The organism is Blautia sp. ZXY-1-B12, assembly GCF_056339915.1.
Map to the genome: position 1 here is coordinate 1 of NZ_JBWJVP010000181.1, position 24,761 is coordinate 24,761.

Consider the following 24,761-nt stretch of genomic DNA (forward strand, 5'->3'; position numbering starts at 1 on the left):
GGGAGCATGATCTTTGTTATTGTATCTATACTTCTGGTTCCACAGGCAAGCCCAAGGGTGTGCTGATCGAACATATCAACCTTGCCAATTTTGTAAATCCGGATCCGAAAAATGCGGAAACTTATGGTTATGTCAGCAGGGGATCGGTTTCTACTTTCCATGGCAGCCATGACCTTTGATGTGTCTGTTCTGGAGGAATTTCTGCCACTTACCAACGGGATGACTGCGGTGATCGCCTCTGATGAGGAGATTCTGAATCCTCTTATGCTGGGTGAGCTGATCGTCAGAAATAAAGTGGATATTATGACCACAACTCCTACTTACCTGTCCAATATGATCGATCTGCCCCAGCTTGAAAAAGCAGTTTCTCAGATTAAGGTGTTTGATGTAGGTGCAGAGGCTTTTCCTCCGGCTCTGTATGACAAGATTCGCAGAGTAAACCCGGATGCTTACATTATGAATGGTTATGGACCTACGGAAACTACCATCAGCTGTACCATGAAGGTAATTACGGACAGCAGAAACATTACCATTGGTACGCCTAACGGTAATGTGAAGGTATATATTGTAGATAAAGAGAATAAGATCCTTCCGGACGGAGAGACCGGAGAGCTTGTGATCGCAGGACTGGGCGTTGGCAGAGGTTATATGAATCTGCCGGATAAAACAGAGGCTGTATTCATTGATCTTAACGGCGAGAGAGCTTATAAGACCGGTGACCTTGCAAGGATCAGCCCTGAGGGTGAGATTGAATTTTTCGGAAGAATAGACAATCAGATCAAGCTTCGCGGTCTGAGGATTGAGCTTGGTGAGATCGAGGAAGTGATCAATTCCTATGAGGGAATCATTACCAGCATTACTCTGCCTGTAGATAACAAATTCCTCTGCTGCTATTTTATGGCTGACCGCCAGATCAATACAGAGGAGCTTTCTGCCTATGCATCAGAGTCCCTGGCTCATTATATGGTTCCTGAGGTTTTTGTCCAACTGGAAAAGATGCCTGTGACACAGAATGGTAAAATTGATAAGAAAGCACTGCCAAAGCCGGCTGCACAGCCAAAGAATCTGAAAGAACCCCAGACTCCTATGCAGAAGAAGATTTTTGAAATCGTTGCAGACGTTGTGGAGAATGATTTTTTTGGAACTGACACAAGTTTTTACAGGGCGGGGCTGTCTTCTATCAGTGCCATGAAGCTTTGTATTCTGATTTCAGAGGAATTCGGAGTGACTGTGAAAACCAGTGATATCCACGAAAACAATACGGTGGAGAAACTGGAAAAATATGTGATGCTTGCACCGAAGATCAGAACCTATGAAAAGAGAGAAGTTTACCCTCTTACCGGCTCCCAGAAGGGTATTTTTGCAGAGTGCATGAAGAATCCTGAGAGTACGGTATACAATATTCCGTTCCTGTTTGAACTGGAAAGCTCTGTTGACGTTCAGAAGCTGTCAGATGCCATTTCTCAGATGATCGCTGCACATCCGTATCTGCTGACAAAGGTTTATTTAAGTGACAGCGGAGAGATGGTGCAGAAGCCTTGTGAGGAAGCCTTTGTACCAGAGGTGGTACAGACCACAAATGAGCAGTTTGAAAAGATGAAAGATGAGCTGGTGCGTCCCTTTAAGCTGGAAAAGGGACGGCTGTTCCGGGCGGGGATTTATGTGACAGAAGACAGGAAATATCTTTTTACAGATTTCCACCATATCCTGGCAGATGGTAATTCCTATGATATTATTTTTGAGGATATTGATCGGGCCTATCTGGGTGAGAAATTGGAGAAAGAATCCTACACAGGCTTTGATGCTGCCCTTGATGAAGAACAGCAGATGAAAGAGGGAAAATATAAGAAGGCCGAGAAATATTATGACAGTATTTTCGAGGGAATTGAGACAGAATCCCTGCCTCTTCCTGACTGCTCAGGAAAGACTCCTGAGAGAGGATATCTGTCGATGCCTGTGGACACCGGAGAGTCTCTGGTACTTTCTGCCTGCGAGAAGCTGGGGGTTACTCCAAACATTCTGTTTACAGGTGTATTCGGCATTCTCATGAGCAGATATTCCAATTCCGAGGAGAGTCTTTTTGCAACTATTTATAATGGAAGAAATGATTCCAGACTGGAGAATACAGTCTGCATGCTTGTAAAGACTCTGCCGGTTTACTGTTCCTGTGATCCGAAAGTCACCATACAGGCCTATATGACAGAGCTCTCTGAGCAGATTCTGTCTTCCATGGCAAATGATATTTTTCCGTTCTCTGATATCTGTGCAAAGTACGGGATTAATTCTGATCTGGTATTTGCATATCAGGCAGAGCTTGGGGATGATTTCCCGATCGGGGATACCGTTGCCAGGGGTCATGACCTTTCTCCGGATATGTCAAAGATGCCTCTGTTGATCCAGGTAAGAGAATACGATCATAAATATGTGCTTACTGCAGAATACCGCAGTGACATGTACAGTGAAGCCTTTGTACGTGGAATGCTGGAATCCTATGAGGCAGCTATGGATTCCCTGCTGAAAGCAAAATATATTTCGGAAGTTTCTGTTCTTTCCCAAAATGGAGCGGACAAAATTGCGGAATTTAATAATACTGCCTGCGAATATGACAGAAGTAAGACCATCGCTGATATGTTTGAGGAGCTGGTACAGACCATTCCTGACCATACGGCTGTGGTATTTAAGGATAAAAAATATACTTACAGAGAACTGGATGAGATCAGTGACAGACTTGGAAAATATATCGCATCCCAGGGAATTGGCAGTGAAGATGTTGTTTCCATTCTGATCCCCCGCTGTGAATATATGGCGATCGCACCGATGGGCGTGATAAAGGCAGGTGCAGCTTACCAGCCTCTGGATCCAACCTATCCCAGGGACCGCCTGATGTACATGATGGAGGATTCCTCTGCAAAGCTTCTCATTGCTGACAGAGAGCTTCTTCCTCTGGTAGACGGATATAAAGGACCGGTGCTGTTTACAGATCAGATCTGGCAGCTGGAGGATAGGGATGTTGTGCTTAAGAAGCCGCAGCTGCATGATCTGTTTATCCTTTTGTATACTTCCGGTTCCACAGGTGTGCCAAAGGGCTGTATGCTGGAATATGGAAATATTACTGCTTTCTGTCACTGGTTCAAGAGGTATTATGGCATAGATTCGGATTCCAGGGTAGCTGCATATGCTTCCTTTGGTTTTGATGCCTGCATGATGGATATTTACGGTGCCATCACAAACGGTGCACAGCTTCACATTATTCCGGAGGAGATCCGTCTGGATTTCATTGGACTGCAGCGCTATTTTGAGGAAAATGGCATCACGCATTCCTTTATGACTACTCAGGTGGGAAGGCAGTTTGCGCTGGAGATGGATTGTAAGAGCCTGAGATATCTTTCTGTAGGAGGAGAGAAGCTGGTTCCATGTGAGCCGCCAAAAGATTATAAGTTTATTAATGCTTATGGACCTACAGAGGCGACTATTTTTACGACTGTATTTGAAGTGGACAAATATTATCCAAATGTCCCGATCGGAAAAGCACTTGACAATGTGAAGCTTTATATTACAGACAAGCTGGGGCATATGCTTCCTCCCGGTGCATGCGGAGAGCTGATGATCACCGGCTGGCAGGTTTCCAGAGGATATCTTAACAAGCCGGAAAAAACTGCCGAGGTCTATACAAAGAATCTTTATGATGATACACCGGGATACGAAGTGATGTATCATTCAGGTGATGTGGCAAGATTTCTTCCGGATGGAAATATCCAGATCATTGGCAGAAAGGATTCCCAGGTTAAGATCAGAGGTTTCAGGATTGAGCTTTCTGAGGTTGAGGAAGTGATCCGCAGATATGAGGGCATCAGGGATGCCACTGTAGTTGCCTTTGATGATCCAAAGGGTGGAAAATATATTGCTGCCTATGTGGTATCGGACAGCACTGTTGATATCAATGCCCTGAATGATTTTATTAAAGAGACAAAGCCTGCCTATATGGTACCTGCAGTTACCATGCAGATTGACAAAATTCCTCTGAACCAGAACCAGAAGGTAAATAAAAAGGCTCTTCTTCTGCCTGAGAAAAAAGCAGCGGAGATCATTAAGCCTGAGAATGAGGTTCAGCAGATATTATTTGACTGTATCGCAGAGGTTCTGGGGTATACGGATTTTGGGATTACCACAGATATTTATGAGGCAGGTCTGACATCCATCACTGCCATTAAGCTGAATATCCTGATCTCCAAAGCCTTTGACATTGTGATCAAAACTTCAGATATTAAGAATCATCCCACTATCCGAATGATGGAGGAATTTGTAAAAACTGCGGGAAAAGAAAGCAAAAGAGAAGTACAGGAAAGTTATCCTCTTACCAACACTCAGGAGGGGATTTTCATTGAGTGTACTGCAAATATGGGTTCTACCATTTACAATATCCCGTATCTGTTAAAGCTTGATAACAAGGTGGATCTGGACAGACTGGCAGAAGCCATTGACAGTACTGTTGAGGCGCATCCTTATCTGAAAACCCGTCTGTTTATGGATGACAACGGAAATGTACTTCAGAAACGAAACGATGGGCTCAGTTATAAAACACCGATTTTAAACGGAATGAACAGAGACACTCTGGTACGTCCATATATGTTGTTTAATGAACAGCTTTTCCGGTTTGAAATCTACAGAACCTGTGATGGCAATTATCTGTTCCTGGACCTTCACCACATTGTTGCCGATGGTACATCTCTGGCTATTATAATTAATGATATTAACAGAGCTTACAGCGGTGAGAAGCTGGAACCGGAAGGTTATACTTCCTATGATCTGGCACTGGATAACAGAGATGCCCTGGCAGGTGATATCTATAAAAATGCAGAGAATTATTATAAGTCAGTATTTGAACATGCAGGTGGAAGCATCAGCTTCTATCCGGACAAAAACGGTGCGGCTCCAACAGCAGAACTTTACCACAGAGAGACCAGAATCCATTTCCGTGCAGGATGTGAAGGAATTCTGTAAAAAGCATGGAATTACGGAGAATGTATTCTTCATTTCCGCTTTTGGTATCACACTTGGAAAATATAATTTCAAAAAGGATGCTGTATTTACCACTATTTACCATGGAAGAAACGATTCCAGACTTTCGGAAACAGTGGGTATGCTGGTAAAAACACTCCCTGTTTTCTGTGATTTCTCAGGAACAGCCAAAGATTGCCTGAGCGGTGTACAGAAACAGCTGATCGATTCCATGAACAACGATATTTATCCTTTCTCACAGATCAGCCATGAGTTTGATATTAAGGCAGATGCCATGGTTATTTACCAGGGCGACAATTTTGCTTTTGACACCATTGGTGGGGAATATGCACAGGAGGAGCCTGTCAGCCTGAACATGGCAAAGGCACCGGTTTCTGTCAGCATTTCCATTGAAAAGAACAGATTTGTCTTTGAGATTGAGTACAGAGGGGATATGTACCATGAGGAAACTATCCGGTATCTGGCTGACAATCTGGAAACCACTGCAGAGGGAATCTTAAGGGAATGCGATCCGGCTGATATCCGGCTGATGTTTGAGGAAGAAACTCAGATGGAGGATATTCCGGAACATGCAGGAAAGACCTTCATAGATCTGTTTAAGGAGATGGCTGCCAGATATCCGGACAGACCGGCAGTGCGGGATGACTCCGGAGATTTTACTTACAGAGAGTTGGACAGAATGTCTGATTATATTGCTCAGAAGCTTACGGAAAACGGATTTGGCCCGGAACAGGCAGCAGGTATCCTGTGCGGCAGGACAAAGGAATATACAGTAGCCTATGTGGGTGTTATGAAGGCCGGCGGAGCCTATGTTCCTCTGGATCCGGAGTATCCACAGAGCAGAATTGAATATATGCTGAAGGATTCAGGAGCAAGAAATCTTCTTGTGATCGATCAGTATCAGAATCTTGTGGAATTTTATGACGGAAATGTGATCAGTCTGGACAGTGTGTCAGATGAGGCTGAGGATTTTGAACTTTCTGCAGAGCTTATTTCTCCGAAACCGGAGAACCTTGCCTATATGATCTATACCTCAGGCTCCACAGGAAAGCCAAAGGGTGTTATGATTGAGCACAGAAATCTGTTGAACCTGATCGAATATATCACACTGAGCAGAAATACTTCACCGGATGACATTGTGGCAGAGTTTGCGAGCTTCTGTTTCGATGCGTCAGTGATCGATCTGTTTGCACCTCTTACCGCAGGAGCAGTCCTGTATATTTTACCGGAGAGTATCCGTAAGGACGCCATTGCCATAAGCAGATATATAAAGGAAAAAGAGATCACCACCGTAACCTTCCCTACCCAGATGGGAGAACTGGTTACAGAACTTCTGGAGGATGCACCTGCTCTTAAATTTGTTACACTTGGCGGCGAGAAATTCAAGCATTACCGTAACCGTACCTATCAGATGATCAATGGCTACGGTCCTACAGAGAATACGGTTTCTTCCACAGAGTTTTTGGTAGACAGACAGTATGACAACATCCCGATCGGAAAATCACAGCGGAATGTGCGCAGCTACATTGTGGATGAGAATCTGAACCGGCTTCCGGTGGGTGCGTCCGGCGAACTTTGTCACGCAGGAAGGCAGATTGCCAGAGGATATCATAATCTTCCGGAAAAAACAGCATCTGTGTTTGTAGAAAATCCATTTGCTGTATGTGAGCAGGAAAGCCGTCTTTACAGGACCGGTGATATGGTCCGCATGAAAGGCGACGGAAATATTGAGTACATAGGCCGGATCGATTCACAGGTGAAGATCAGAGGATATCGTGTGGAGCTTGGTGAGATCGAAGGTGCCCTTCTGAAACATGAGCTGGTGAAAAATGCAGCCGTTACAGTAATTGAAAAGGGTGGAAATAAATATATCACAGCTTATTATACAGGAGAAGCCATCCCGGAGGATGAACTGAAGACCTTCCTGGAGCCGCTGATCCCGGATTATATGATGCCGTCTTTCTTTGTCAGCATTGAGGAAATGCCTGTGACACCGGGCGGTAAGATTGATAAAAAAGCACTGCCAATGCCGGAGGTAACCACGAACACTGCCAGCTATGTAGAGCCAGTTACAGCAGCTCAGAGAGCACTCTGTGAGATTTTTGAGAAAGCACTGGGAATTGAAAGAGTAGGGATTGAGGACAACTTCTTTGAACTGGGCGGATCTTCCCTTACTGCATCCAAGGTTGCTGTTATGTGTCTGTCAAAGAATATTTCACTGGTATATGCGGATATTTTCAAATATCCTACTGTACGGGAACTTGCAGCTCTGGTTGATGATGACGGAGTTACAGAGGCTGCACAGAGCAAGAATGAATTTTCGGATTATAACTATAACAGGATCCAGAATGTGATCAGCGCAAATACAGAAGAAAATGCAGACCGGATCACAAAGGAAAAGCTGGGAGATATTATGGTCACAGGTGCCACAGGTTTCCTGGGGATCCATGTCCTTAAAGCATTCCTTGACAATTATGACGGTAAGGTTTACTGTCTTGTACGTAAGGGCAAATATGAATCGCCTGAAAAGCGAATGATGAACATGCTGATGTACTATTTTGATGATCCATACAAAGAGCTGTTTGAAAGCCGTATTATCTGTGTGGATGGGGATATTACCTCAAAGGAACAGGTAACAGGATTTTCAGAATACAAATTCAGCACCATCATTAACTGTGCTGCCTGCGTAAAGCATTTTGCGGCTGATGATGTACTGGAAAGAATTAATGTGCAGGGTGTGGAAAATCTGATCGATTTCTGTAAGAATAACGGCCGCAGACTGATCCAGATTTCTACGGTTTCCGTTGCGGGAGAGGGTTCTGACGGTGTTCCGCCAATGTCCAGAGTTTTCTGTGAAAATGATCTGTACATCGGACAGAATATTACCAACGAATATATCCGTACCAAATTCCTGGCAGAGAGGGCGGTTCTGGAAGCAGTTTCCGAGGGACTGGACGGCAAGGTAGTCCGGGTAGGTAATCTGATGAGCCGAAACTCTGACGGCGAGTTCCAGATTAATTTCATTACCAATGGATTCCTTCGCAGCCTGAGAGGTTATGCGGCTGTAGGTAAATTCCCTATGGGCGGTATGCATGAGGTGGCAGAATTCTCACCGATTGATTCTACTGCGCTGGCAGTTCTGAGACTGGCTCAGACCGACCGGAGATTTACTGTATTCCATGCATGCAACAGCCATCATATTTATATGGCAGACCTGATCTACGCAATGCGCAGCTATGGATTCAGGATTGATATTGTAAGAGATGAGGAGTTTGAGGCAGCAGTGAAGGAATTTGCAAAGACCGGTCAGGATTCTGATGCGGTTTCCGGACTGATCGCCTATACCTCACATAATGAAAATGAAATCTATACCATTGATTACAGCAATCGTTTTACAGCACAGGTTCTGTACAGGCTGGATTATAAATGGCCGGTTACAGATGACAGATATCTGGAAAATGCAATTGCAGCACTTGACAGACTTACATTTTTTGATTGATTCAGGAGGGAAAATTACAATGGAAATTATCACAAAAACAGAAGGTAACAAAGCAACTATGGAAATCAGCGGATGGCTTGATACACAGACAGCTCCCCAGTTAGGGGAGGCTCTGTCCGGACTTGAAGACAGCATCACAAGCCTGGTATTTGATTTTACAAATCTGGAGTATATTTCATCTGCAGGCTTACGACAGGTGATCGTAGCCTACAAAAAAATGGCTCAAAAGGATGGATTTAAGATCATCAATGTTTCTGATGAGGTTTACGATGTATTCAGCCTTACAGGGTTTGACAGCAAGATCGATATTCAGAAGAAGTAACTGTTGATCAGATGCAGAAATTATACAGGATCAATATTAATCATTTTGAGGATCCGCTTAAGAATGAAAGGCTTCTGGATCTGGTTGGGATCAGAAGAAGAGAAAAGGTCATCAGGTATCGTATGCCTGATGACCGCAAAAGAAGTCTGGGTGCAGGGATCATCATCAGAAAAATCCTCGATGAAAACGGGCTTACGGAAAGCTGCCTGAGATATTCTGACAATGAAAAGCCGGTTGTGGATGGCCTTTTTTTTAATGTATCTCATGCGGGGGACTATGTTGTGGGTGTGCTGTCAGACTGCGAAGTCGGGTGCGATATTGAGAAAAATGCCAATGCGCCTCTTGAGGTGGCAGAACATTATTTCTACCATTCAGAGCTTGCTTACATCAAGGCTGCGAAGAACAAAGATAAGGCGTTTTTTACGCTCTGGACATTAAAAGAAAGTTATATGAAAATGACAGGCAGAGGAATGAGCCTTCCTTTGGATTCTTTTGAAGTGGTTCCCACAGCAGAGGGGTTTGTCCTCGGAAAATCCTCAGAAAGGCCATGCTTTTTTGAGACAATGGAATTTGACGGTTATATTTTCTCGGTCAGCAGTGAGAGGGCTTTTTCTCTTCACAATCCATTGGAAATTGCTTTTGACGATATTTATGTATGATCACAGATGATTTTTCAGACACGCTCTAGAGTTCCAATCAGACAGGAAAGCGTATATGTCAGATATTGCTTCTGCTGTACGGGAGAACTGAGGAAGGCATCGGAGCAGGTAAACCAGGTGTAACAGGTATTTTTGGTTGCTGCTTTCCGGTGCTTTCTGTCAATTCCGGATCCGAGAGATTTCGGGATAACCGTATCCTCCTCCGGGAGATAATAGTAATCCTTATAATCTGCATAGTATTGTTTCAGTTTCCCGTCAGTTGTTTTGATAATTAAATTGATTTCTTCGTCTTTTCCTGTCAGATAGAAGTCGGTGTTTCCATTGGAAAATTCCTGTGGCAGTGTGCAGGGGAGCTTCAGCTTCAGGATCAGGTTGTCTCCGTCAAATTCACTGTATGTAACTTCATAATCTCCATCATAGATGCAAAGATATCCCAGCATATCAAAGATTCTTCCAAGTCCCAGCACATCCTCCAGGTTATGTCCAAGGATTTCATCAGCTGTAAAGGCATCTCTTTTTTTCAGAAAATCTTTGTAAAGTTTAATGCATTCCTTACCATTATCATAAATCCTGTCTTTGATCCCCAGAAATTCTTCCATGCAGGGCTGCTTCATGGCAGACAGTTTTAAAAGTGACTTTAACGGTTTTAATGTCAGGTAGAGATCCAGCGACTGTTTTCCTGTAAACGGAGAGGGAATTCCATATTTTTCATATCGTGCTTCCAGATAGGGCTGGTCAAATCGTTCTCCGTTGTAAGAAATCATCAAATTATATTGCTGAAGAAATTGTGAAAAAATTCTCAGAATTGTCTCTTCTTCACTGGCATTTTCGGCCATCCATTGATAAAAATTCCAAGTTTCATCTTCAATTCCAACAGCTCCGATCAGGTATAAATACGTGGAATTTCTTGATAATCCGGTGGTTTCAATGTCGTAAAAAACAGGTGTAAAATTGTATTTTTGGAAGAATTTTCCAGTGAAAAATTTAACAGTCTCAAAGTCTGGAAACCCTTGTAAAATGGGCATTTTTTTAACAATCATGTTAATAATTTTTCCTTTCTGAAATTGTTTTTAATTATACACAAGAAAATGAAATTTGGGTAGTGCTTTTTTTGAAAAAATGGTTTATATTATAAACAGGTTGATAAAAATGTACAAAAAAGTATATGGATTTTATCAAAAATAGAGCACTTTGGTGGTGCTTAATATAAAAGGAGGGAACGAAATGGGAATTTTAACCTTTAAGGGTGGTGTTCATCCTTATGACGGAAAAGAATTATCCAAGAACAGTCCGGTAGTGAAATATCTGCCAAAGGGAGATATGGTATATCCTCTTTCCCAGCATATCGGTGCTCCGGCTGCAGCGATAGTTCAGAAGGGAGACCATGTGCTCGCAGGACAGAAGATCGCAGATGCTGCGGGGTTTGTCTCATCACCGATCCATTCGTCTGTTTCCGGTACGGTAAAAGGAATCGAACCGCGCCTGACAGCAACAGGTTCTATGGTCAATTCCATTATCATTGAGAATGACCAGCAGTATGAAAGTGTGGAATTTACTCCTGCACGTCTGGAAGATCTTTCGAAAGAGGAGATTTTGGCGAGAATTAAAGAAGGCGGAGTAGTGGGAATGGGCGGCGCCGGATTCCCCACACAGGTAAAGCTTGCGCCAAAGGAACCGGAGAAGATCGATCATATCCTTGTAAACGGTGCCGAGTGTGAACCCTATCTTACCAGTGACTACAGAAGAATGCTGGATGACTCTGAGAAGCTGATCGAGGGCTTAAGAGTTATGCTGAAGCTCCTTGACAATGCGAAGGGATATATCTGTATTGAGGATAACAAGCCTGACTGTATTGCGAAACTGAAAGAAATGGTAAAAGATATTCCACGTATTGAAGTAGCAGAGCTGATGACCAAGTACCCACAGGGTGGTGAGCGTTTCCTGATCAAAGCTGTCACAGACAGAGAGATCAACTCTGCCATGCTTCCGGCAGATGCAGGATGCGTAGTTGACAACGTAGATACCGTAATTGCTGTTTATGAAGCCGTTATCCTTGGAAAACCTGTTATGGACCGTATCGTGACAGTAACAGGACAGGGGATTAAGAATCCGCAGAACTTTGATGTCCTTTCCGGAACAGATATGGCAGAGCTTATAGAAGCTGCCGGCGGACTGACAGACAATGTATCCAAAGTAATTTCAGGTGGTCCTATGATGGGATTTGCCATGTATGACACTCATGTACCATGTATTAAGACAAGCTCCGCATGTCTCTGCCTGGAGAAGGATGATGTGGCAGATGCCGAACAGACTGCATGCATTAACTGCGGCAGATGTGTAGGAGTCTGTCCCGGCCATGTCATTCCTGCAAGACTTGCAACCTTTGCAGAGCATGGTGACATGAAGAGCTTCCAGAAATTTGATGGTATGGAGTGCTGCGAATGTGGCTGCTGCAGTTATATCTGCCCTGCCAAGCGTCCGCTGACCCAGATGATCAAATCTATGCGTAAGATGGTTCTGGCAAGCCGTAAGAAAAAGTAAAAGGGGGACATCGTAATGGATCAGATGTTACATGTATCATCCAATCCCCATGTCCGGGATAAGATGACAACAAGCAAAATCATGCAGCTTGTGGCACTGGCGCTTCTGCCGGCCACACTGTTTGGAATTTATAATTTTGGCCTTCGTGCCTTACTGGTAGTAGTGATCACCGTCGCTTCCAGTGTATTCTTTGAGTGGATTTATGACAAGCTGATGCATAAGAAGAACACAATTACAGACTTCAGTGCAGTTGTTACAGGTTTATTACTTGCATTAAATATGCCTGCATCAATTCCGCTCTGGATGCCTGTACTTGGCAGTGCATTTGCGATTATCGTTGTAAAACAGCTCTTCGGTGGTCTGGGACAGAACTTCATGAACCCGGCACTTGCAGGAAGATGTTTCCTGATGATCTCTTTCGCAGGAAAGATGACAGATTTCGCAGTAAGCGACAGCTTCAGAGGTGTGGTAGATACTGTATCCGGTGCAACTCCTCTGGCAGCTCTGAAACAGAATGGATTTACAGACAGTTCTGTATCTGTATTACATATGTTTATCGGTGATATCCAGGGAACTATCGGTGAGACTTCTGCCCTTGCGATCCTGATCGGAGCAGCAATCCTTCTGGTTTTCAAGGTGATCGATCTGAAGATTCCGCTTACCTATATTGGAAGTTTCGCAGTATTTGTAATCCTTTACATGCTTGGAACAGGCAAGGGATTTGACGTGAACTATCTGTTCAGCCACATCTTCGGCGGTGGTCTTATGCTTGGTGCATGGTTTATGGCTACAGACTATGTCACAACACCGATCACACCAAGAGGACAGTATGTATACGGTGTCTGTCTTGGTGTACTGACTGCGGTCTTCCGTCTCTTTGGCGGTTCCGCAGAGGGCGTATCCTATGCGATCATTTTCTGCAACCTGTTAGTTCCGATGATTGAACGTGTGACTCGTCACCCGGCATTTGGGAAAGGGGGCAAAAAGGCATGAGTAACAGAATTATCAAAGATACCATAGCCATTACAGTGATCACACTGGTGGCAGGACTTGCCCTTGGTGTAGTCCAGGATATTACGGCAGATCCTATTGCAAAGCAGGAAGCTCAGGCGAAACAGGATGCTTATAAGGCAGTATTTGCAGATGCGGACAGCTTTGAGACAGTGGATGTGGATGCGGATGCCATGCAGTCTTATCTGGATGAGAACGGATATGCGGCACAGTCCATAGATGAGACTATGCTTGCCAAGGATGCTTCAGGCAATGAACTGGGATATGCATTTACAGTAACCACTTCCGAGGGTTACGGCGGAGATATCCAGTTTGCAATGGGTATCCAGGATGACGGTACCTTAAATGGAATTTCCATTCTTTCCATCGGTGAGACCGCAGGTCTTGGTATGAGAGCAAACACAGATGCATTTAAGGATCAGTTCAAAGATAAGAACGTAGATAAATTTGAATATACAAAGACCGGTGCCACAGCGGATGATCAGATCGATGCGTTAAGTGGTGCCACTATTACAACGAATGCCATGACAAACGGTGTTAATGCCGGATTATGTGCATTCCAGTATGAGAAAGGGGGAAATCAGTGATGAAACCAAACACACCTGCTGAACGTTTATATAACGGAATCATCAAAGAAAATCCTACCTTTGTACTGATGCTTGGTATGTGTCCTACACTGGCTATCACCACATCTGCAACCAATGGTATCGGAATGGGACTTACTACAACAGTGATCCTTGCAGCATCCAACTTAATGATCTCTCTTCTGAGAAACTTTATTCCGGACAGAGTGCGTATGCCTGCATTTATCGTAGTTGTTGCTTCCTTTGTAACAGTTGTACAGCTTCTTTTACAGGGATTTATCCCAAGCCTGTATGACTCCCTTGGAATCTATATTCCTCTGATCGTAGTTAACTGTATCATCCTTGGACGTGCAGAAGCATATGCATCCAAGAATAAACCGATTGCCTCTCTGTTTGATGGTATTGGTATGGGTCTTGGATTTACCTTAAGTATCACCTGTATCGGTGCAGTACGTGAGCTGATCGGCGCAGGTTCTCTGTTCGGACATCAGATCCTTCCTCTGGCAGATGCTACAGCAGGTAAGGCTGGTTATGAACCGATCACAATCTTTATCCTGGCACCCGGAGCATTCTTTGTTCTGGCAGCGCTTTCTGCATTACAGAACAAATTCAAAATCGGTGCAGCCAAACGTGGCATTGATCCAAGTAATCCTGATTGCGGCGGAAGCTGTGCAGCCTGTGGCAATACCATGTGTAAGGGAAAAAGGGGGTAATGGATTATGAAAGAACTTTTGATCATACTTGTAAGCTCAGCGATTGTAAATAACGTAGTCCTCAGCCAGTTCCTTGGCCTCTGTCCTTTCCTTGGTGTTTCCAAGAGTGTTGAGACAGCAGCCGGCATGGGCGGTGCGATCATTTTCGTTATTACACTGTCATCTTTTGTGACAGGTATTATTTACAATGCTATCCTGGTTCCTACGAACCTGACTTATCTGCAGACTATCGTATTCATCCTGCTGATCGCGGCGCTGGTACAGTTTGTAGAGATGTTCCTTAAGAAGACAATGCCTTCCCTGTATCAGGCACTTGGTGTGTATCTTCCGCTGATCACAACAAACTGTGCGGTTCTTGGTGTTGCCCTTACAAACGTGCAGAAAGAGTATAATGTTCTTCAGGGAACAGTGAACGGATTTGCAACAGCAGTGGGATTTACTATTTCCATCGTGCTGATGGCTGGTATCCGTGAGAAAATCGCATACAATGACATTCCAAAATCCTTCCAGGGATTCCCTACAGTTCTGCTGACAGCCGGACTGATGGCAATTGCCTTCTTCGGATTTTCAGGACTGATTTAAGGAGGGGACTGGTATGAATATAGGAGCAATTATCGCGGCAACTGTACTGGTTGCGGCAGTAGGTCTTTTTATCGGTGTTTTCCTTGGTGTTGCCGGTAAGAAGTTTGCTGTGGAAGTGGATGAGAAGGAAGTTGCTGTTCGTGAGGCGCTTCCCGGTAATAACTGCGGTGGCTGTGGTTATCCCGGCTGTGATGGCCTGGCAGCAGCAATCGCCAAAGGTGAGGCACCTGTAAACGGATGTCCGGTAGGCGGTGAGCCAGTCGGGAAAGTGATCGCAGCGATCATGGGACAGGAAGTTGTGGAGACTGCCCGTCAGGTGGCGTATGTGAAGTGTGCGGGTACCTGTGAGAAGACGAAGGATAATTATGAGTATACAGGTGTGGAAGACTGTGAGATGATGGCTTTCATTCCCGGTGGTGGTGCGAAGTCCTGTACTTATGGATGCCTTGGTTTTGGAAGCTGCGTGAAGGCCTGTCCGTTTGGGGCGATTGATGTTGTGAACGGTGTGGCGGTTGTTGATAAGGAGGCTTGTAAGGCCTGCGGTAAGTGTGTTGCCAAGTGTCCGAAGCATCTGATCGAGCTTGTGCCCTATGAGCAGACTACGTTTGTGCAGTGTAGTTCTCATGCGAAAGGTAAGGCTGTTACTTCTGCGTGTGAGGTTGGCTGTATCGGATGTAAGAAGTGTGAGAAGACTTGCCCGAATGGGGCGATTACGGTTGATAATTTCTGTGCGCATATTGATTATAGTAAGTGTACGAATTGTGGGGCTTGTAAAGAGGTTTGTCCGAGACATATTATTCAGTAATGGGAGGAAGAACTGCTGTGTGAAGGCATGGCGGTTCTTTTTTTCGATTAAGGGATGCGAATATATGTTTGCGTTATGGGGTGGGATGTGGTATGATGAATCGGAAGTGATGAATTTGGGACGGAGGATGTATCATGATTGCGTTTGTTCATGGAATGGCTGTGGATATGACTGAGAGCTCGGTGGTTGTTGAGGCCGGGGGGATTGGTTATGAGATATATATGACGGGGGCAGATTTGTCTGAGATTCGTATGGGGGAGGATGTGAAGGTCCATACTTATTTTAGTGTGAGAGAGGATGCCATGAAGCTGTATGGGTTCAGGGCTAAGGATGATCTGCAGATGTTTAAGCTGCTTCTTGGCGTGAATGGTGTGGGGCCGAAGGCTGCGCTGGGGGTTCTGGCGGGGATTACGGCGGATGAATTGAGGTTTGCAATTCTTTCGGATGATGTGAAGACGTTGTCGAAGGCTCCGGGTATCGGGAAGAAGACGGCTCAGAAGCTGATTCTTGAGCTGAAGGATAAGATGAAGCTGGAGGATGCGTTTGAATTGAAGCTGGCTCATGAGCAGGAGAGGGCAGCAGTGGGAGCCGGTGAGGTTTCGGATGGCAGGCAGGAAGCTGTTGAGGCTCTGGTTGCGCTGGGATACAGCAGTGCGGATGCGCTTCGGGCGGTGCGTAAGGTTACGGATGTGCCGCCGGATGATGTGGAAGGTCTTTTGAAGGCTGCACTGAAGAATTTTTAACTGAAGCAGGACTTTACGCTCTGGTAGATTGGATTGCCTGTATTGTTATAGAATTGTTATAGGTTAGGATGGGTAACAGATGGAGAAACGTATTATAACTACGGATGTGACGGAGGAGGATTTTTCTCTGGAGGGGAATCTCCGGCCGCAGACGTTGGATGATTATATTGGTCAGGAGAAGACCAAGAGTACTTTGAAGGTTTATATAGAGGCTGCGAAGCAGAGGCATGATGCGTTGGATCATGTTTTGTTTTATGGTCCTCCGGGGCTTGGTAAGACTACTCTTTCGGGGATTATTGCCAATGAGATGGGGGTTCATATGAAGGTGACTTCCGGGCCGGCTATTGAGAAGCCGGGGGAGATGGCTGCGATCCTTAAGTAATCTGCAGGAGGGAGATATTCTGTTTGTGGATGAGATCCACCGCCTGAACAGGCAGGTGGAGGAGGTCCTTTATCCTGCTATGGAGGATTATGCTATTGATATTATGATCGGGAAGGGAGCTTCTGCCAGGTCTATACGTCTGGATCTGCCGAAGTTTACACTGGTGGGGGCGACTACCAGGGCAGGACTTCTGTCTGCACCTCTTCGTGACCGTTTTGGTGTGATGCATCATCTGGAGTTTTATACTCATGAGGAGCTTAAGACGATCATTATCCGTTCTGCTCAGGTTCTTGGAGTGGAGATTGATGAGAAGGGTGCGGCTGAGATTGCCAAGAGATCCAGGGGAACTCCGAGGCTTGCCAACCGTCTGCTGAAGAGGGTTCGTGATTTTGCGCAGGTGAAGTATGATGGACGGATTACTTATGATGTGGCGTGTTTTGCGCTGAATCTTCTGGAAGTGGATCAGTATGGTCTGGATAAGATTGACAGAAGGATTCTTCAGACTATGATCGTGAATTTTCAGGGTGGTCCTGTGGGACTGGAGACTCTGGCTGCGGCGATAGGGGAGGATTCCGGTACGCTGGAGGATGTGTATGAGCCTTATCTGCTGCAGAATGGATTCCTGAACCGTACGCCGAGAGGACGTATGGCATCGGCGCTTGCGTATGAGCATCTGGGCTATCAGATGCCGGAGAAAAACTGAAGTTAAGGGTGTAAAAATATAAAAAAGTAAAAGTTTTTTAAAAATTCCTATACATTTCGACTGCTTTCGAGTATAATGAAGTAAATGTCCGGGGTTCCGGGCAGATTGAAGGAAGATACAGGAGGCTCGTACGGATGGCGGTCAAAAATACAGCAAAGGTAATCATAGGTGGTAAGATTATTACGCTGGGAGGCTATGAATCGGAAGAATATTTTCAGAAAGTAGCATCCTATATAAATAAAAAGATGGATGAGTTAAGTGCTATGCCGGGTTACAGCAGACAGCCCATGGAGACCAAGCATACACTTATCAGCCTGAATATTACAGATGACTATTTTAAGGCAAAGAAACAGGCGGAGGTTTTTGAACAGGATTTACAGCAGAAGGATCAGGAGATGTATGATCTGAAGCATGAGCTGATCTCGCTTCGTATGCAGATTGAGGAAGCGCAGAAGCATGAACAGGAAGCCCTGGAACAGAAGAGCCTTCTGGAGGGAAAGAATAAGGAACTGGAAAAGCAGATTGATGAGCTGCTGAAATAATAGAGGGGGGATTACTTCGGTGATTTCCCCTTTATGATTTGTTTCATATGTATTCGATTTGAATATTATAGCAATGCTCATAAATAATGCATTTAAGATGACTGTTATAGAAAACGTGAGGTATAGAATTGAAAAGAGAAGAGATTGAACTTCTGGCACCTGCCGGTTCCTATGAGGGATTTGAGGCAGCGATCGGTGCAGGTGCAGATGCGGTTTATGTAGGGGGAGCAGCCTTTGGCGCGCGGGCTTATGCGAAGAATTTCGGAGAGGAAGAGCTTTTGCGTGCCATTGATACTGCTCATATCCATGGCAGGAAACTTTATCTGACAGTGAATACGCTGTTGAAGAACAGGGAACTGTCTGAACAGTTGTATGATTATCTGCTTCCATATTATAAGGAAGGTCTGGATGCGGTGATCGTTCAGGATATGGGTGTGTTTAAGATGATCAGGGAGATGTTTCCGGGTATGCATCTTCATGCCAGCACGCAGATGACTGTGACAGGTCCGGAGGGGATGAAGTTTCTGGAAGAACAGGGTGCTTCCAGAGTGGTAACTGCCAGAGAGCTTTCCCTTGAGGAAATCCGGAGGATGCATGAGACAAGTCCTATCGAGATTGAATCTTTTGTCCATGGAGCTTTATGTTACAGTTATTCGGGACAGTGCCTGATGAGCAGTATCCTGGGTGGAAGAAGCGGTAACAGAGGAAGGTGTGCACAGCCTTGCCGTCTGCCTTACCAGACGGCGCTTTGTTGCGGGGAAAATGGCAGACGGTCAGAGAAAAGGAAAGCGCAAGAACTATGTCCTCTGAGTCTGAAAGATATTTCTACGATAGAGATTCTTCCGCAGATTCTGGAGGTTGGTGTTACTTCTCTTAAGATAGAGGGCAGGATGAAGCAGCCGGGATATACAGCAGGGGTAACTTCTGTATATCGGAAGTACCTGGATCTTCTTTTTGAGAAGGGAGCTGAGAATTACAGGGTAGCAGAGGAGGATAAGAGATATCTGCTGGATCTGTTTAACAGGGGAGGTTCCTGTACCGGTTATTATCAGATGCAGAATGGTCCGTCCATGATGGCATTCAGTAATGAGAAGAAAACAGGAGATGTCAGTCCTGTATTAAGAAAAAAGAAAGAAAAAATTCAGGGAACATTCATTCTTTTTCCAGGAAGTCCTGCTATACTGGATGTGTCATGCAGGGGAATCCATGGATTTGCGTCTGTGGGTGAGGTACAGTATGCGCAGAACCAGCCGCTGACAGAAGAGCGCATCCGTTCACAGATGGAGAAGCTTGGAAATACAGAATATGAGTGGGAAAATCTGGAAATCCAGATGGATGAGAATATTTTTATCCCGATGAAAATGCTGAATGAGGCGAGAAGAGAGGCACTGGAATCGCTGGAAAATGAATTGCTCAAACCATATAAGAGAGAAGAAAATAATGGGAAGAAACGCTTATCAGAGGATGCCGGAAGAAAAGCAGATTCGCCAAAGCAGAAAAATCTTCCGATTTATATTTCCTGTGAAGAAAAATCCACTGCACTGGCGTTATATAAAAGAGAGGGGATACATGGAATGTATCTGAACGCTGATGCCATGGAGGTCTGCCTGGATGACTGTGTAAGCAGAGGAATGGAGATGTATCTGTCTCTTCCGCATATTATGAGAGGTGAGATGCCCCGGGAGCTTCTTACCAGGATCAGAGAGTGGATGGACAGAGGAATGACAGGATTTCTGGTAAGAAATCTGGAGACTTTTGCAGTTCTGCGAAAGGCAGGTCTGGCTGAGAAATGTGTTCTGGATCACAGTATGTATACATGGAATGATGAAGCTGCTGATTTCTGGAAAGATCAGAAAGTCCTCAGAAATACGGTACCGCTTGAGCTGAACGAAGGGGAAATCCGCCACAGAGATAACCGGGACAGCGAGATGCTGATCTACGGATATCTGCCTCTTATGATATCGGCCCAGTGTGTGCATAAAAATCTTTACGGATGTAATCATAAGGAAGAAGGGGTAACTTTAAAAGACCGTTACGATAAAGAATTTACGGCGAAATGTATATGTAACCCATGGAAAACTGAGAATACAGATTTCTGTATACCCTGCTATAATATCATTTACAACAGTATCCCTTACGGCCTGTTGAAAGAGAAATCACAGATAGACAGACTTGGTGTCTCTTCCCTGAGACTTGCATTTACCATTGAGAAGCCTCAGGATGCGGTGAAGATATATGAAGAGTTCAGAGCTGTTTATCGTGATGGGAAGAATCCTCCGAAACGGGAATATACAAAGGGACATTTTAAAAGAGGAGCCGAGTAAGGCATATGATTAATGTAATTGTAGAATTATCCAAGTATGTGATCCTTACCCTGATGGTGATTTATACTTTTCACTGTTTCTATCTGGTGAAACAGCAGAGTGAGGAGGAGAGAAACGAATCGCTGCGCCAGCAGCTGATGCTTATCTTTTTTATGGATTTCACTGCGTTTCTGGTCATCTACCTGAAGACAGGTAAGTTTCAGGTCGTGTTGTTTTATATCGAAATGATGGCATTTTTTGCGGGAATCCAGATTTTGTACAGGATTTTTTATAAGAAAGCATCGATTTTACTGCTCAACAATATGTGCATGCTTCTCAGCGTAGGATTTATTATGCTGTGCAGGCTGGATGTTTCCACAGCTACCAGACAGCTGGTGATTGTGGCAGGCGTAAATGTGGTGGCATTGATCGTACCTGTCCTGATCAGGAAGATGAAATTTCTCAAGGACCTGACATGGGTTTATGCGGGAATCGGAATCGTTTTGCTGGCGGCGGTATTTGTGCTTGCAAAGACAAGCTATGGAGCAAAACTTTCCCTGATGGGAATCCAGCCTTCAGAGGCGATAAAGATTACATTTGTGTTCTTTATGGCGGCATTGCTGAGAAAAGGTGCTGATTTTTCAAAAGTGGTCCAGGCTACGGTAGTGGCGGGACTGCATGTGGGGATTCTTGTACTTTCCAGAGACCTTGGAAGTGCAGTGATCTTCTTTGCGGCATATCTTGTGATGATTTATGTGGCATCCAGAAATGTGGGATATCTGGCACTTGGTCTTGCAGGCGGATCTGCAGGGGCAGTTGTCGCATATCATCTGTTTGGCCATGTGCGTCAGAGAGTGACAGCCTGGAAGGATCCCATGGCGGTATATCAGAATGAAGGATACCAGATCGTCCAGTCACTGTTTGCCATTGGAACCGGCGGATGGTTTGGAATGGGATTGTGTCAGGGTTCGCCTGAGAAGATCCCTGTTGTCAAGAATGACTTTATATTCAGTGCAATCTGTGAGGAACTGGGTGGGATTTTTGCAATCTGCCTGATCCTGGTATGTATGAGTTTCTTTTTGATGATCGTAAATATTGCGCTTAAAATTAAGAAACCATTCTACAAACTGATCGCACTTGGACTTGGTACGGAATATGCATTTCAGGTATTTCTGACAATTGGCGGAGCAACGAAATTTATCCCTATGACAGGTGTAACTCTTCCTCTGGTCAGCTATGGAGGAAGTTCTGTCGCGTGTACAGTACTGATGCTGGCGATCATTCAGGGATTGTATATTTTGAGAGAAGATGAGGACGAAGAAATTGAGAGATATCGAAGAAAAGGAACGGCGCAGAGAGTTGAAGAAGCGCCAGAAGCGCAAAGCCCGGGAGATTTCTGAAAAGAGAAGGCCCCGTAACAGAGAGTATACACTGGTATCCTGCTTTTTTGTGCTGATCTTTGTCAGTATGATCGGATATCTGATCTACTTTAATTATGCAAAGAGCGATGATTTTATCAATAGTCCCTATAATACAAGGCAGGATACTTTTTCAGACAGGGTTGTAAGAGGTAAGATCATATCTGCAGATGGGCAGGTGCTTGCCCAGACCAATGTTTACGAAGACGGAACAGAGGAACGTACTTATCCCTATGCAAATATGTTCGCTCATGTAGTCGGATATGACACTAATGGAAAAAGCGGACTGGAATCAGAGGCGAACTTCCAACTTCTGACTTCTCATGAATTTTTCCTGAACCAGATGAAAAATGAGTTTAAGAATCAGAAAAATACGGGTGATTCTGTGAACACGACGTTAAACGCAGATCTTCAGTCAACTGCCTATAATGCACTTGGTGACAGGAGAGGGGCGGTTGTTGCCATAGAACCCTCTACAGGTAAGATTCTGGTGGAAATGAGCAGACCGGACTTTGACCCGAATACTATTTCCCAGAACTGGGACACACTGGTAAATGATTCCAATGACAGCAGTCTGTTGAACAGAGTTACAAACGGAGCCTATCCTCCGGGATCTACATTTAAGGTGGTAACTGCCCTGGACTATTTCAGAACCAAGGGCAGTCTGGAGGGATTTTCCTATCTCTGTGAGGGAAGTATTACCAGAGAAGATCACACGATCAGGTGCTATGGCGGAACTGTTCATGGACAGGAAGATTTTTACAGTGCTTTTGCCAATTCCTGTAACAGTGCATTTGCAGAGATCGGAACCATGCTCGGAGGCAGTTCTCTGAAAAAAACAGCCGAGGATCTTCTTTTTAATAAGAGTCTTCCGCTTTCTTCCTATAAAAAGAGTACTTTTACATTAAATGGAAAATCTTCTGTTGCAGAGGTTATGCAGACTGCCATCGGACAGGGTAATACGTTGGTATCACCTATGCATATGGCGCTGATTACCAGTGCGATCGCCAATGGCGGGGAGCTCATGAAGCCTTATCTCATTGATTCTGTTGTAAGTTCAGACGGAGAGACAGTGAAGACAACAGAGCCGGAGAGCTATAAACGTCTGATGACAACAAATGAGGCGAATATCCTTGGAAAGCTTATGAAAGGTGTTGTGGAAAACGGAACCGCATCGGCTCTGAACGGAAGAGGATATACAGTGGCAGGCAAGACCGGATCAGCGGAATTTGATGAGAATGGTTCCAGTCATTCCTGGTTTATCGGTTATTCCAACGTGGATGATCCGGATCTGGTAGTTGCGATCATTGTTGAGAATGGCGGTACCGGAAGTGAAGCAGCAGTGCCCATCGCAGAGCAGATATTTGATGCGTATTATTATGATAAGCAATAATAAATTCCATGTTGCAGGCAATCTGGAATGAATTTTGGCTACGTTAATGTGAACGGAGTGAACAGTAACTAATTAATCGGTAATATGTTATGAAATGATATTTATAGCTTGCGGGTTTGGAAAAAAAGAGATATACTATACTCAGTTTATAATACCACGCAAAACAGGAGGGATTGCATTATGATAGAAGCAACGAGCTGTGGCGGTGTGGTAATTCATCGGGGTAAGATTCTTACTTTGTATAAATCTTACAGGAACCGTTATGAGGGCTGGGTATTGCCGAAAGGAACAGTGGAACCAGGCGAAACGCATGAACAGACAGCATTGCGGGAAGTGATGGAAGAGGCTGGAGTGCGTGCGACCATTGTGAAATACATCGGAAAGAGCCAATATAACTTTACCGTTCCGGAGGACGTGGTTTTCAAAGAGGTACACTGGTATCTTATGACTGCGGATAATTATCATAGTAAGCCCCAGAGAGAGGAGTTTTTTGTAGATTCCGGATATTATAAATTTCATGAGATCTATCATCTGCTGAGGTTTTCAAACGAGAAGCAGATCGTAGAGCGTGCTTATCAGGAATATCTGGAGATGAGAAGCAATGGACTCTGGGGAAAACAGCATAAGTATTATTAACGAGAGAACAGGGCTGTGTTTTTTTGCAACGCAGCCCGGTTTAAATTTTGGAGAAAATGGAAATACTGTAACTGAAGTGTTATAGAAACGGGAGAGGGTGTAAGATGCTGAAATGGCAGGAGAATTTTCTTGCAGGGGAATCTGTAAAGGATCCTGAGGAGATAAAAAAGAAACTGAACAGCGGAAAACCGGTTCTGGGAATTTATCTCCTTACTCTGTCAGAGAATCCTGTGAATCTGATGGATATTATTCCTGCAGCAATGCTGATACAGAAGAGCTTTTATGGAATCTGTCCGAAGATCATAGGAATGGCGAAGGGCAAAGAGGAAGCCCTGGAGATGGTGCGAAGTCTGATCGATGAAATGTACAGGGAAACGGGAACCTTCGCAACAGCTGAATATATAGAAAACAGGTGAGAATATGTTACATATTTTATGGCTGATCCTTAAATTTATACTGATCATCCTGGGAATTCTGCTGGGCCTTCTTTTACTGGCAGTTCTTCTTGTACTGTTCTGTCCTGTAAGATATAAGGCATCAGCTGTCAAGGCAGAAGGTGGCTGGAAACAGACAGAGGGAGAGGGTATCGTAAGTTGGCTGTTTCATGGGATTTCGCTGAGAGCGGAATGGAAAGATCAGCAGATGGAGATATCCTTTCATCTGTTTGGAATTCCCGTAGACAAGTTGTTGAAAAAACGGCAGGAGAAGAGGGCTGTAACAAAGAAATCCGGGAAAAATCCGGAGAAATCCGGCGCAGAAAAGGTATCTGTATCCGGCACAGACGGAAACAGGGAAGAAGAGCATAAAAAATCAGTGGTTGATCACCCGAAATCAGAGAATATGGAGACTGAGGATCTGAAAACAGACAGAAATTCAGCTTCAGATACATCTGCTGATACAGAGAGG

Annotated in this window: 19 protein-coding genes and 2 pseudogenes; 20 read left to right on the top strand and 1 reads right to left on the bottom strand. The window is 44.6% G+C overall.

The genetic code is table 11. The features are described 5' to 3' along the window. From AC075L_RS09965 to AC075L_RS09985, 5 genes are all read left to right on the top strand, one after another. Nucleotides 1-179 (top strand): AMP-binding protein (locus tag AC075L_RS09965; RefSeq protein ID WP_476387596.1); only part of this gene is annotated, 179 nt, incomplete at its 5' end. Beyond that, nucleotides 130-5,001, top strand: a complete 4,872-nt coding sequence (locus tag AC075L_RS09970; RefSeq protein ID WP_476387593.1) for an amino acid adenylation domain-containing protein — start codon at nucleotides 130-132, stop codon at nucleotides 4,999-5,001. The genes AC075L_RS09965 and AC075L_RS09970, both read left to right, overlap by 50 nt. Beyond that, the gene (locus AC075L_RS09975; RefSeq protein ID WP_476387597.1) at nucleotides 4,886-8,518 is read left to right on the top strand and encodes an amino acid adenylation domain-containing protein; all 3,633 of its coding nucleotides are present in this window, start codon (nucleotides 4,886-4,888) and stop codon (nucleotides 8,516-8,518) included. The genes AC075L_RS09970 and AC075L_RS09975 overlap by 116 nt, the downstream gene beginning before the upstream one ends. A 19-nt stretch (nucleotides 8,519-8,537) precedes the next feature. Continuing rightward, nucleotides 8,538-8,840: an STAS domain-containing protein gene (locus tag AC075L_RS09980; RefSeq protein WP_008704342.1), complete on the top strand. Its 303-nt coding sequence runs from the start codon at nucleotides 8,538-8,540 to the stop codon at nucleotides 8,838-8,840. Between the two features lie 11 nt (nucleotides 8,841-8,851). Next, nucleotides 8,852-9,499: a 4'-phosphopantetheinyl transferase family protein gene (locus tag AC075L_RS09985; RefSeq protein ID WP_022380989.1), complete on the top strand. Its 648-nt coding sequence runs from the start codon at nucleotides 8,852-8,854 to the stop codon at nucleotides 9,497-9,499. 14 nt (nucleotides 9,500-9,513) lie between these two features. On the opposite strand, the gene AC075L_RS09990 is transcribed toward AC075L_RS09985, so the two are convergent. Continuing rightward, complete coding sequence (locus AC075L_RS09990; protein WP_022380990.1) at nucleotides 9,514-10,539, bottom strand: ribonuclease H-like domain-containing protein; 1,026 nt, start codon at nucleotides 10,537-10,539, stop codon at nucleotides 9,514-9,516. Between the two features lie 184 nt (nucleotides 10,540-10,723). Here AC075L_RS09990 and rsxC point away from each other — a divergent pair, with 184 nt between their 5' ends. From rsxC to AC075L_RS10065, 15 genes and pseudogenes are all read left to right on the top strand, one after another. After that, nucleotides 10,724-12,040 carry an electron transport complex subunit RsxC gene (gene rsxC / locus AC075L_RS09995; RefSeq protein ID WP_476387594.1) on the top strand — a complete coding sequence of 439 codons (1,317 nt, stop codon included), beginning with the start codon at nucleotides 10,724-10,726 and terminating at the stop codon, nucleotides 12,038-12,040. Between the two features lie 15 nt (nucleotides 12,041-12,055). Continuing rightward, nucleotides 12,056-13,033, top strand: coding sequence for an RnfABCDGE type electron transport complex subunit D (locus tag AC075L_RS10000; RefSeq protein WP_022380992.1), 978 nt, complete (start codon nucleotides 12,056-12,058; stop codon nucleotides 13,031-13,033). Then, the gene (locus AC075L_RS10005; RefSeq protein ID WP_008704336.1) at nucleotides 13,030-13,638 is read left to right on the top strand and encodes an RnfABCDGE type electron transport complex subunit G; all 609 of its coding nucleotides are present in this window, start codon (nucleotides 13,030-13,032) and stop codon (nucleotides 13,636-13,638) included. Before AC075L_RS10000 ends, AC075L_RS10005 begins: the two co-directional genes overlap by 4 nt. Then, the gene (gene rsxE / locus AC075L_RS10010) at nucleotides 13,638-14,348 is read left to right on the top strand and encodes an electron transport complex subunit RsxE (RefSeq protein WP_022380993.1); all 711 of its coding nucleotides are present in this window, start codon (nucleotides 13,638-13,640) and stop codon (nucleotides 14,346-14,348) included. The genes AC075L_RS10005 and rsxE overlap by 1 nt, the downstream gene beginning before the upstream one ends. Before the next feature lie 6 nt (nucleotides 14,349-14,354). After that, nucleotides 14,355-14,930 (top strand): electron transport complex subunit RsxA, encoded by a 576-nt coding sequence (gene rsxA / locus AC075L_RS10015; protein WP_008704334.1) that lies wholly within the window; start codon nucleotides 14,355-14,357, stop codon nucleotides 14,928-14,930. A 13-nt stretch (nucleotides 14,931-14,943) separates the two neighbouring features. After that, nucleotides 14,944-15,735 carry an RnfABCDGE type electron transport complex subunit B gene (locus AC075L_RS10020; RefSeq protein WP_022380994.1) on the top strand — a complete coding sequence of 264 codons (792 nt, stop codon included), beginning with the start codon at nucleotides 14,944-14,946 and terminating at the stop codon, nucleotides 15,733-15,735. 134 nt (nucleotides 15,736-15,869) lie between these two features. Beyond that, on the top strand, nucleotides 15,870-16,478 hold the full coding sequence (gene ruvA / locus AC075L_RS10025; RefSeq protein ID WP_022380995.1) for a Holliday junction branch migration protein RuvA: 609 nt from the start codon (nucleotides 15,870-15,872) through the stop codon (nucleotides 16,476-16,478). Between the two features lie 79 nt (nucleotides 16,479-16,557). Beyond that, nucleotides 16,558-17,563, top strand: a pseudogene (gene ruvB / locus AC075L_RS10030) (Holliday junction branch migration DNA helicase RuvB). A 134-nt stretch (nucleotides 17,564-17,697) separates the two neighbouring features. Then, complete coding sequence (locus AC075L_RS10035) at nucleotides 17,698-18,105, top strand: cell division protein ZapA (protein ID WP_008704329.1); 408 nt, start codon at nucleotides 17,698-17,700, stop codon at nucleotides 18,103-18,105. 128 nt (nucleotides 18,106-18,233) lie between these two features. After that, nucleotides 18,234-20,429 (top strand): U32 family peptidase, encoded by a 2,196-nt coding sequence (locus AC075L_RS10040; protein ID WP_022380996.1) that lies wholly within the window; start codon nucleotides 18,234-18,236, stop codon nucleotides 20,427-20,429. Between the two features lie 5 nt (nucleotides 20,430-20,434). Beyond that, complete coding sequence (locus tag AC075L_RS10045) at nucleotides 20,435-21,808, top strand: FtsW/RodA/SpoVE family cell cycle protein (protein ID WP_022380997.1); 1,374 nt, start codon at nucleotides 20,435-20,437, stop codon at nucleotides 21,806-21,808. Beyond that, nucleotides 21,717-23,219 (top strand): peptidoglycan D,D-transpeptidase FtsI family protein, encoded by a 1,503-nt coding sequence (locus tag AC075L_RS10050; RefSeq protein ID WP_476387595.1) that lies wholly within the window; start codon nucleotides 21,717-21,719, stop codon nucleotides 23,217-23,219. The genes AC075L_RS10045 and AC075L_RS10050 overlap by 92 nt, the downstream gene beginning before the upstream one ends. 180 nt (nucleotides 23,220-23,399) lie before the next feature. Next, a complete protein-coding gene (locus tag AC075L_RS10055) occupies nucleotides 23,400-23,855 on the top strand; it encodes an NUDIX hydrolase (protein WP_008704324.1) in 456 nt (151 codons plus the stop codon). A 104-nt stretch (nucleotides 23,856-23,959) separates the two neighbouring features. Further along, nucleotides 23,960-24,271 carry a hypothetical protein gene (locus tag AC075L_RS10060; protein WP_025576982.1) on the top strand — a complete coding sequence of 104 codons (312 nt, stop codon included), beginning with the start codon at nucleotides 23,960-23,962 and terminating at the stop codon, nucleotides 24,269-24,271. Between the two features lie 4 nt (nucleotides 24,272-24,275). Continuing rightward, nucleotides 24,276-24,761: pseudogene (locus AC075L_RS10065) on the top strand (DUF2953 domain-containing protein); the annotation flags it as partial.

Bases quoted from the DNA above. Each gene is read 5' to 3' on its own strand.
- AC075L_RS10045 (WP_022380997.1), top strand. From the start codon at position 20,435: ATGATTAATGTAATTGTAGAATTATCCAAGTATGTGATCCTTACCCTG.
- AC075L_RS09990 (WP_022380990.1), bottom strand. From the start codon at position 10,539: ATGATTGTTAAAAAAATGCCCATTTTACAAGGGTTTCCAGACTTTGAG.
- rsxA (WP_008704334.1), top strand. From the start codon at position 14,355: ATGAAAGAACTTTTGATCATACTTGTAAGCTCAGCGATTGTAAATAAC.
- ruvA (WP_022380995.1), top strand. From the start codon at position 15,870: ATGATTGCGTTTGTTCATGGAATGGCTGTGGATATGACTGAGAGCTCG.
- AC075L_RS10020 (WP_022380994.1), top strand. From the start codon at position 14,944: ATGAATATAGGAGCAATTATCGCGGCAACTGTACTGGTTGCGGCAGTA.
- AC075L_RS10060 (WP_025576982.1), top strand. From the start codon at position 23,960: ATGCTGAAATGGCAGGAGAATTTTCTTGCAGGGGAATCTGTAAAGGAT.
- AC075L_RS10000 (WP_022380992.1), top strand. From the start codon at position 12,056: ATGGATCAGATGTTACATGTATCATCCAATCCCCATGTCCGGGATAAG.
- rsxC (WP_476387594.1), top strand. From the start codon at position 10,724: ATGGGAATTTTAACCTTTAAGGGTGGTGTTCATCCTTATGACGGAAAA.
- AC075L_RS09980 (WP_008704342.1), top strand. From the start codon at position 8,538: ATGGAAATTATCACAAAAACAGAAGGTAACAAAGCAACTATGGAAATC.
- AC075L_RS10050 (WP_476387595.1), top strand. From the start codon at position 21,717: ATGAGGACGAAGAAATTGAGAGATATCGAAGAAAAGGAACGGCGCAGA.
- AC075L_RS10035 (WP_008704329.1), top strand. From the start codon at position 17,698: ATGGCGGTCAAAAATACAGCAAAGGTAATCATAGGTGGTAAGATTATT.
- AC075L_RS10005 (WP_008704336.1), top strand. From the start codon at position 13,030: ATGAGTAACAGAATTATCAAAGATACCATAGCCATTACAGTGATCACA.
- AC075L_RS09975 (WP_476387597.1), top strand. From the start codon at position 4,886: ATGCAGGTGGAAGCATCAGCTTCTATCCGGACAAAAACGGTGCGGCTC.
- AC075L_RS10055 (WP_008704324.1), top strand. From the start codon at position 23,400: ATGATAGAAGCAACGAGCTGTGGCGGTGTGGTAATTCATCGGGGTAAG.
- AC075L_RS09985 (WP_022380989.1), top strand. From the start codon at position 8,852: ATGCAGAAATTATACAGGATCAATATTAATCATTTTGAGGATCCGCTT.
- rsxE (WP_022380993.1), top strand. From the start codon at position 13,638: ATGAAACCAAACACACCTGCTGAACGTTTATATAACGGAATCATCAAA.
- AC075L_RS09970 (WP_476387593.1), top strand. From the start codon at position 130: ATGTCAGCAGGGGATCGGTTTCTACTTTCCATGGCAGCCATGACCTTT.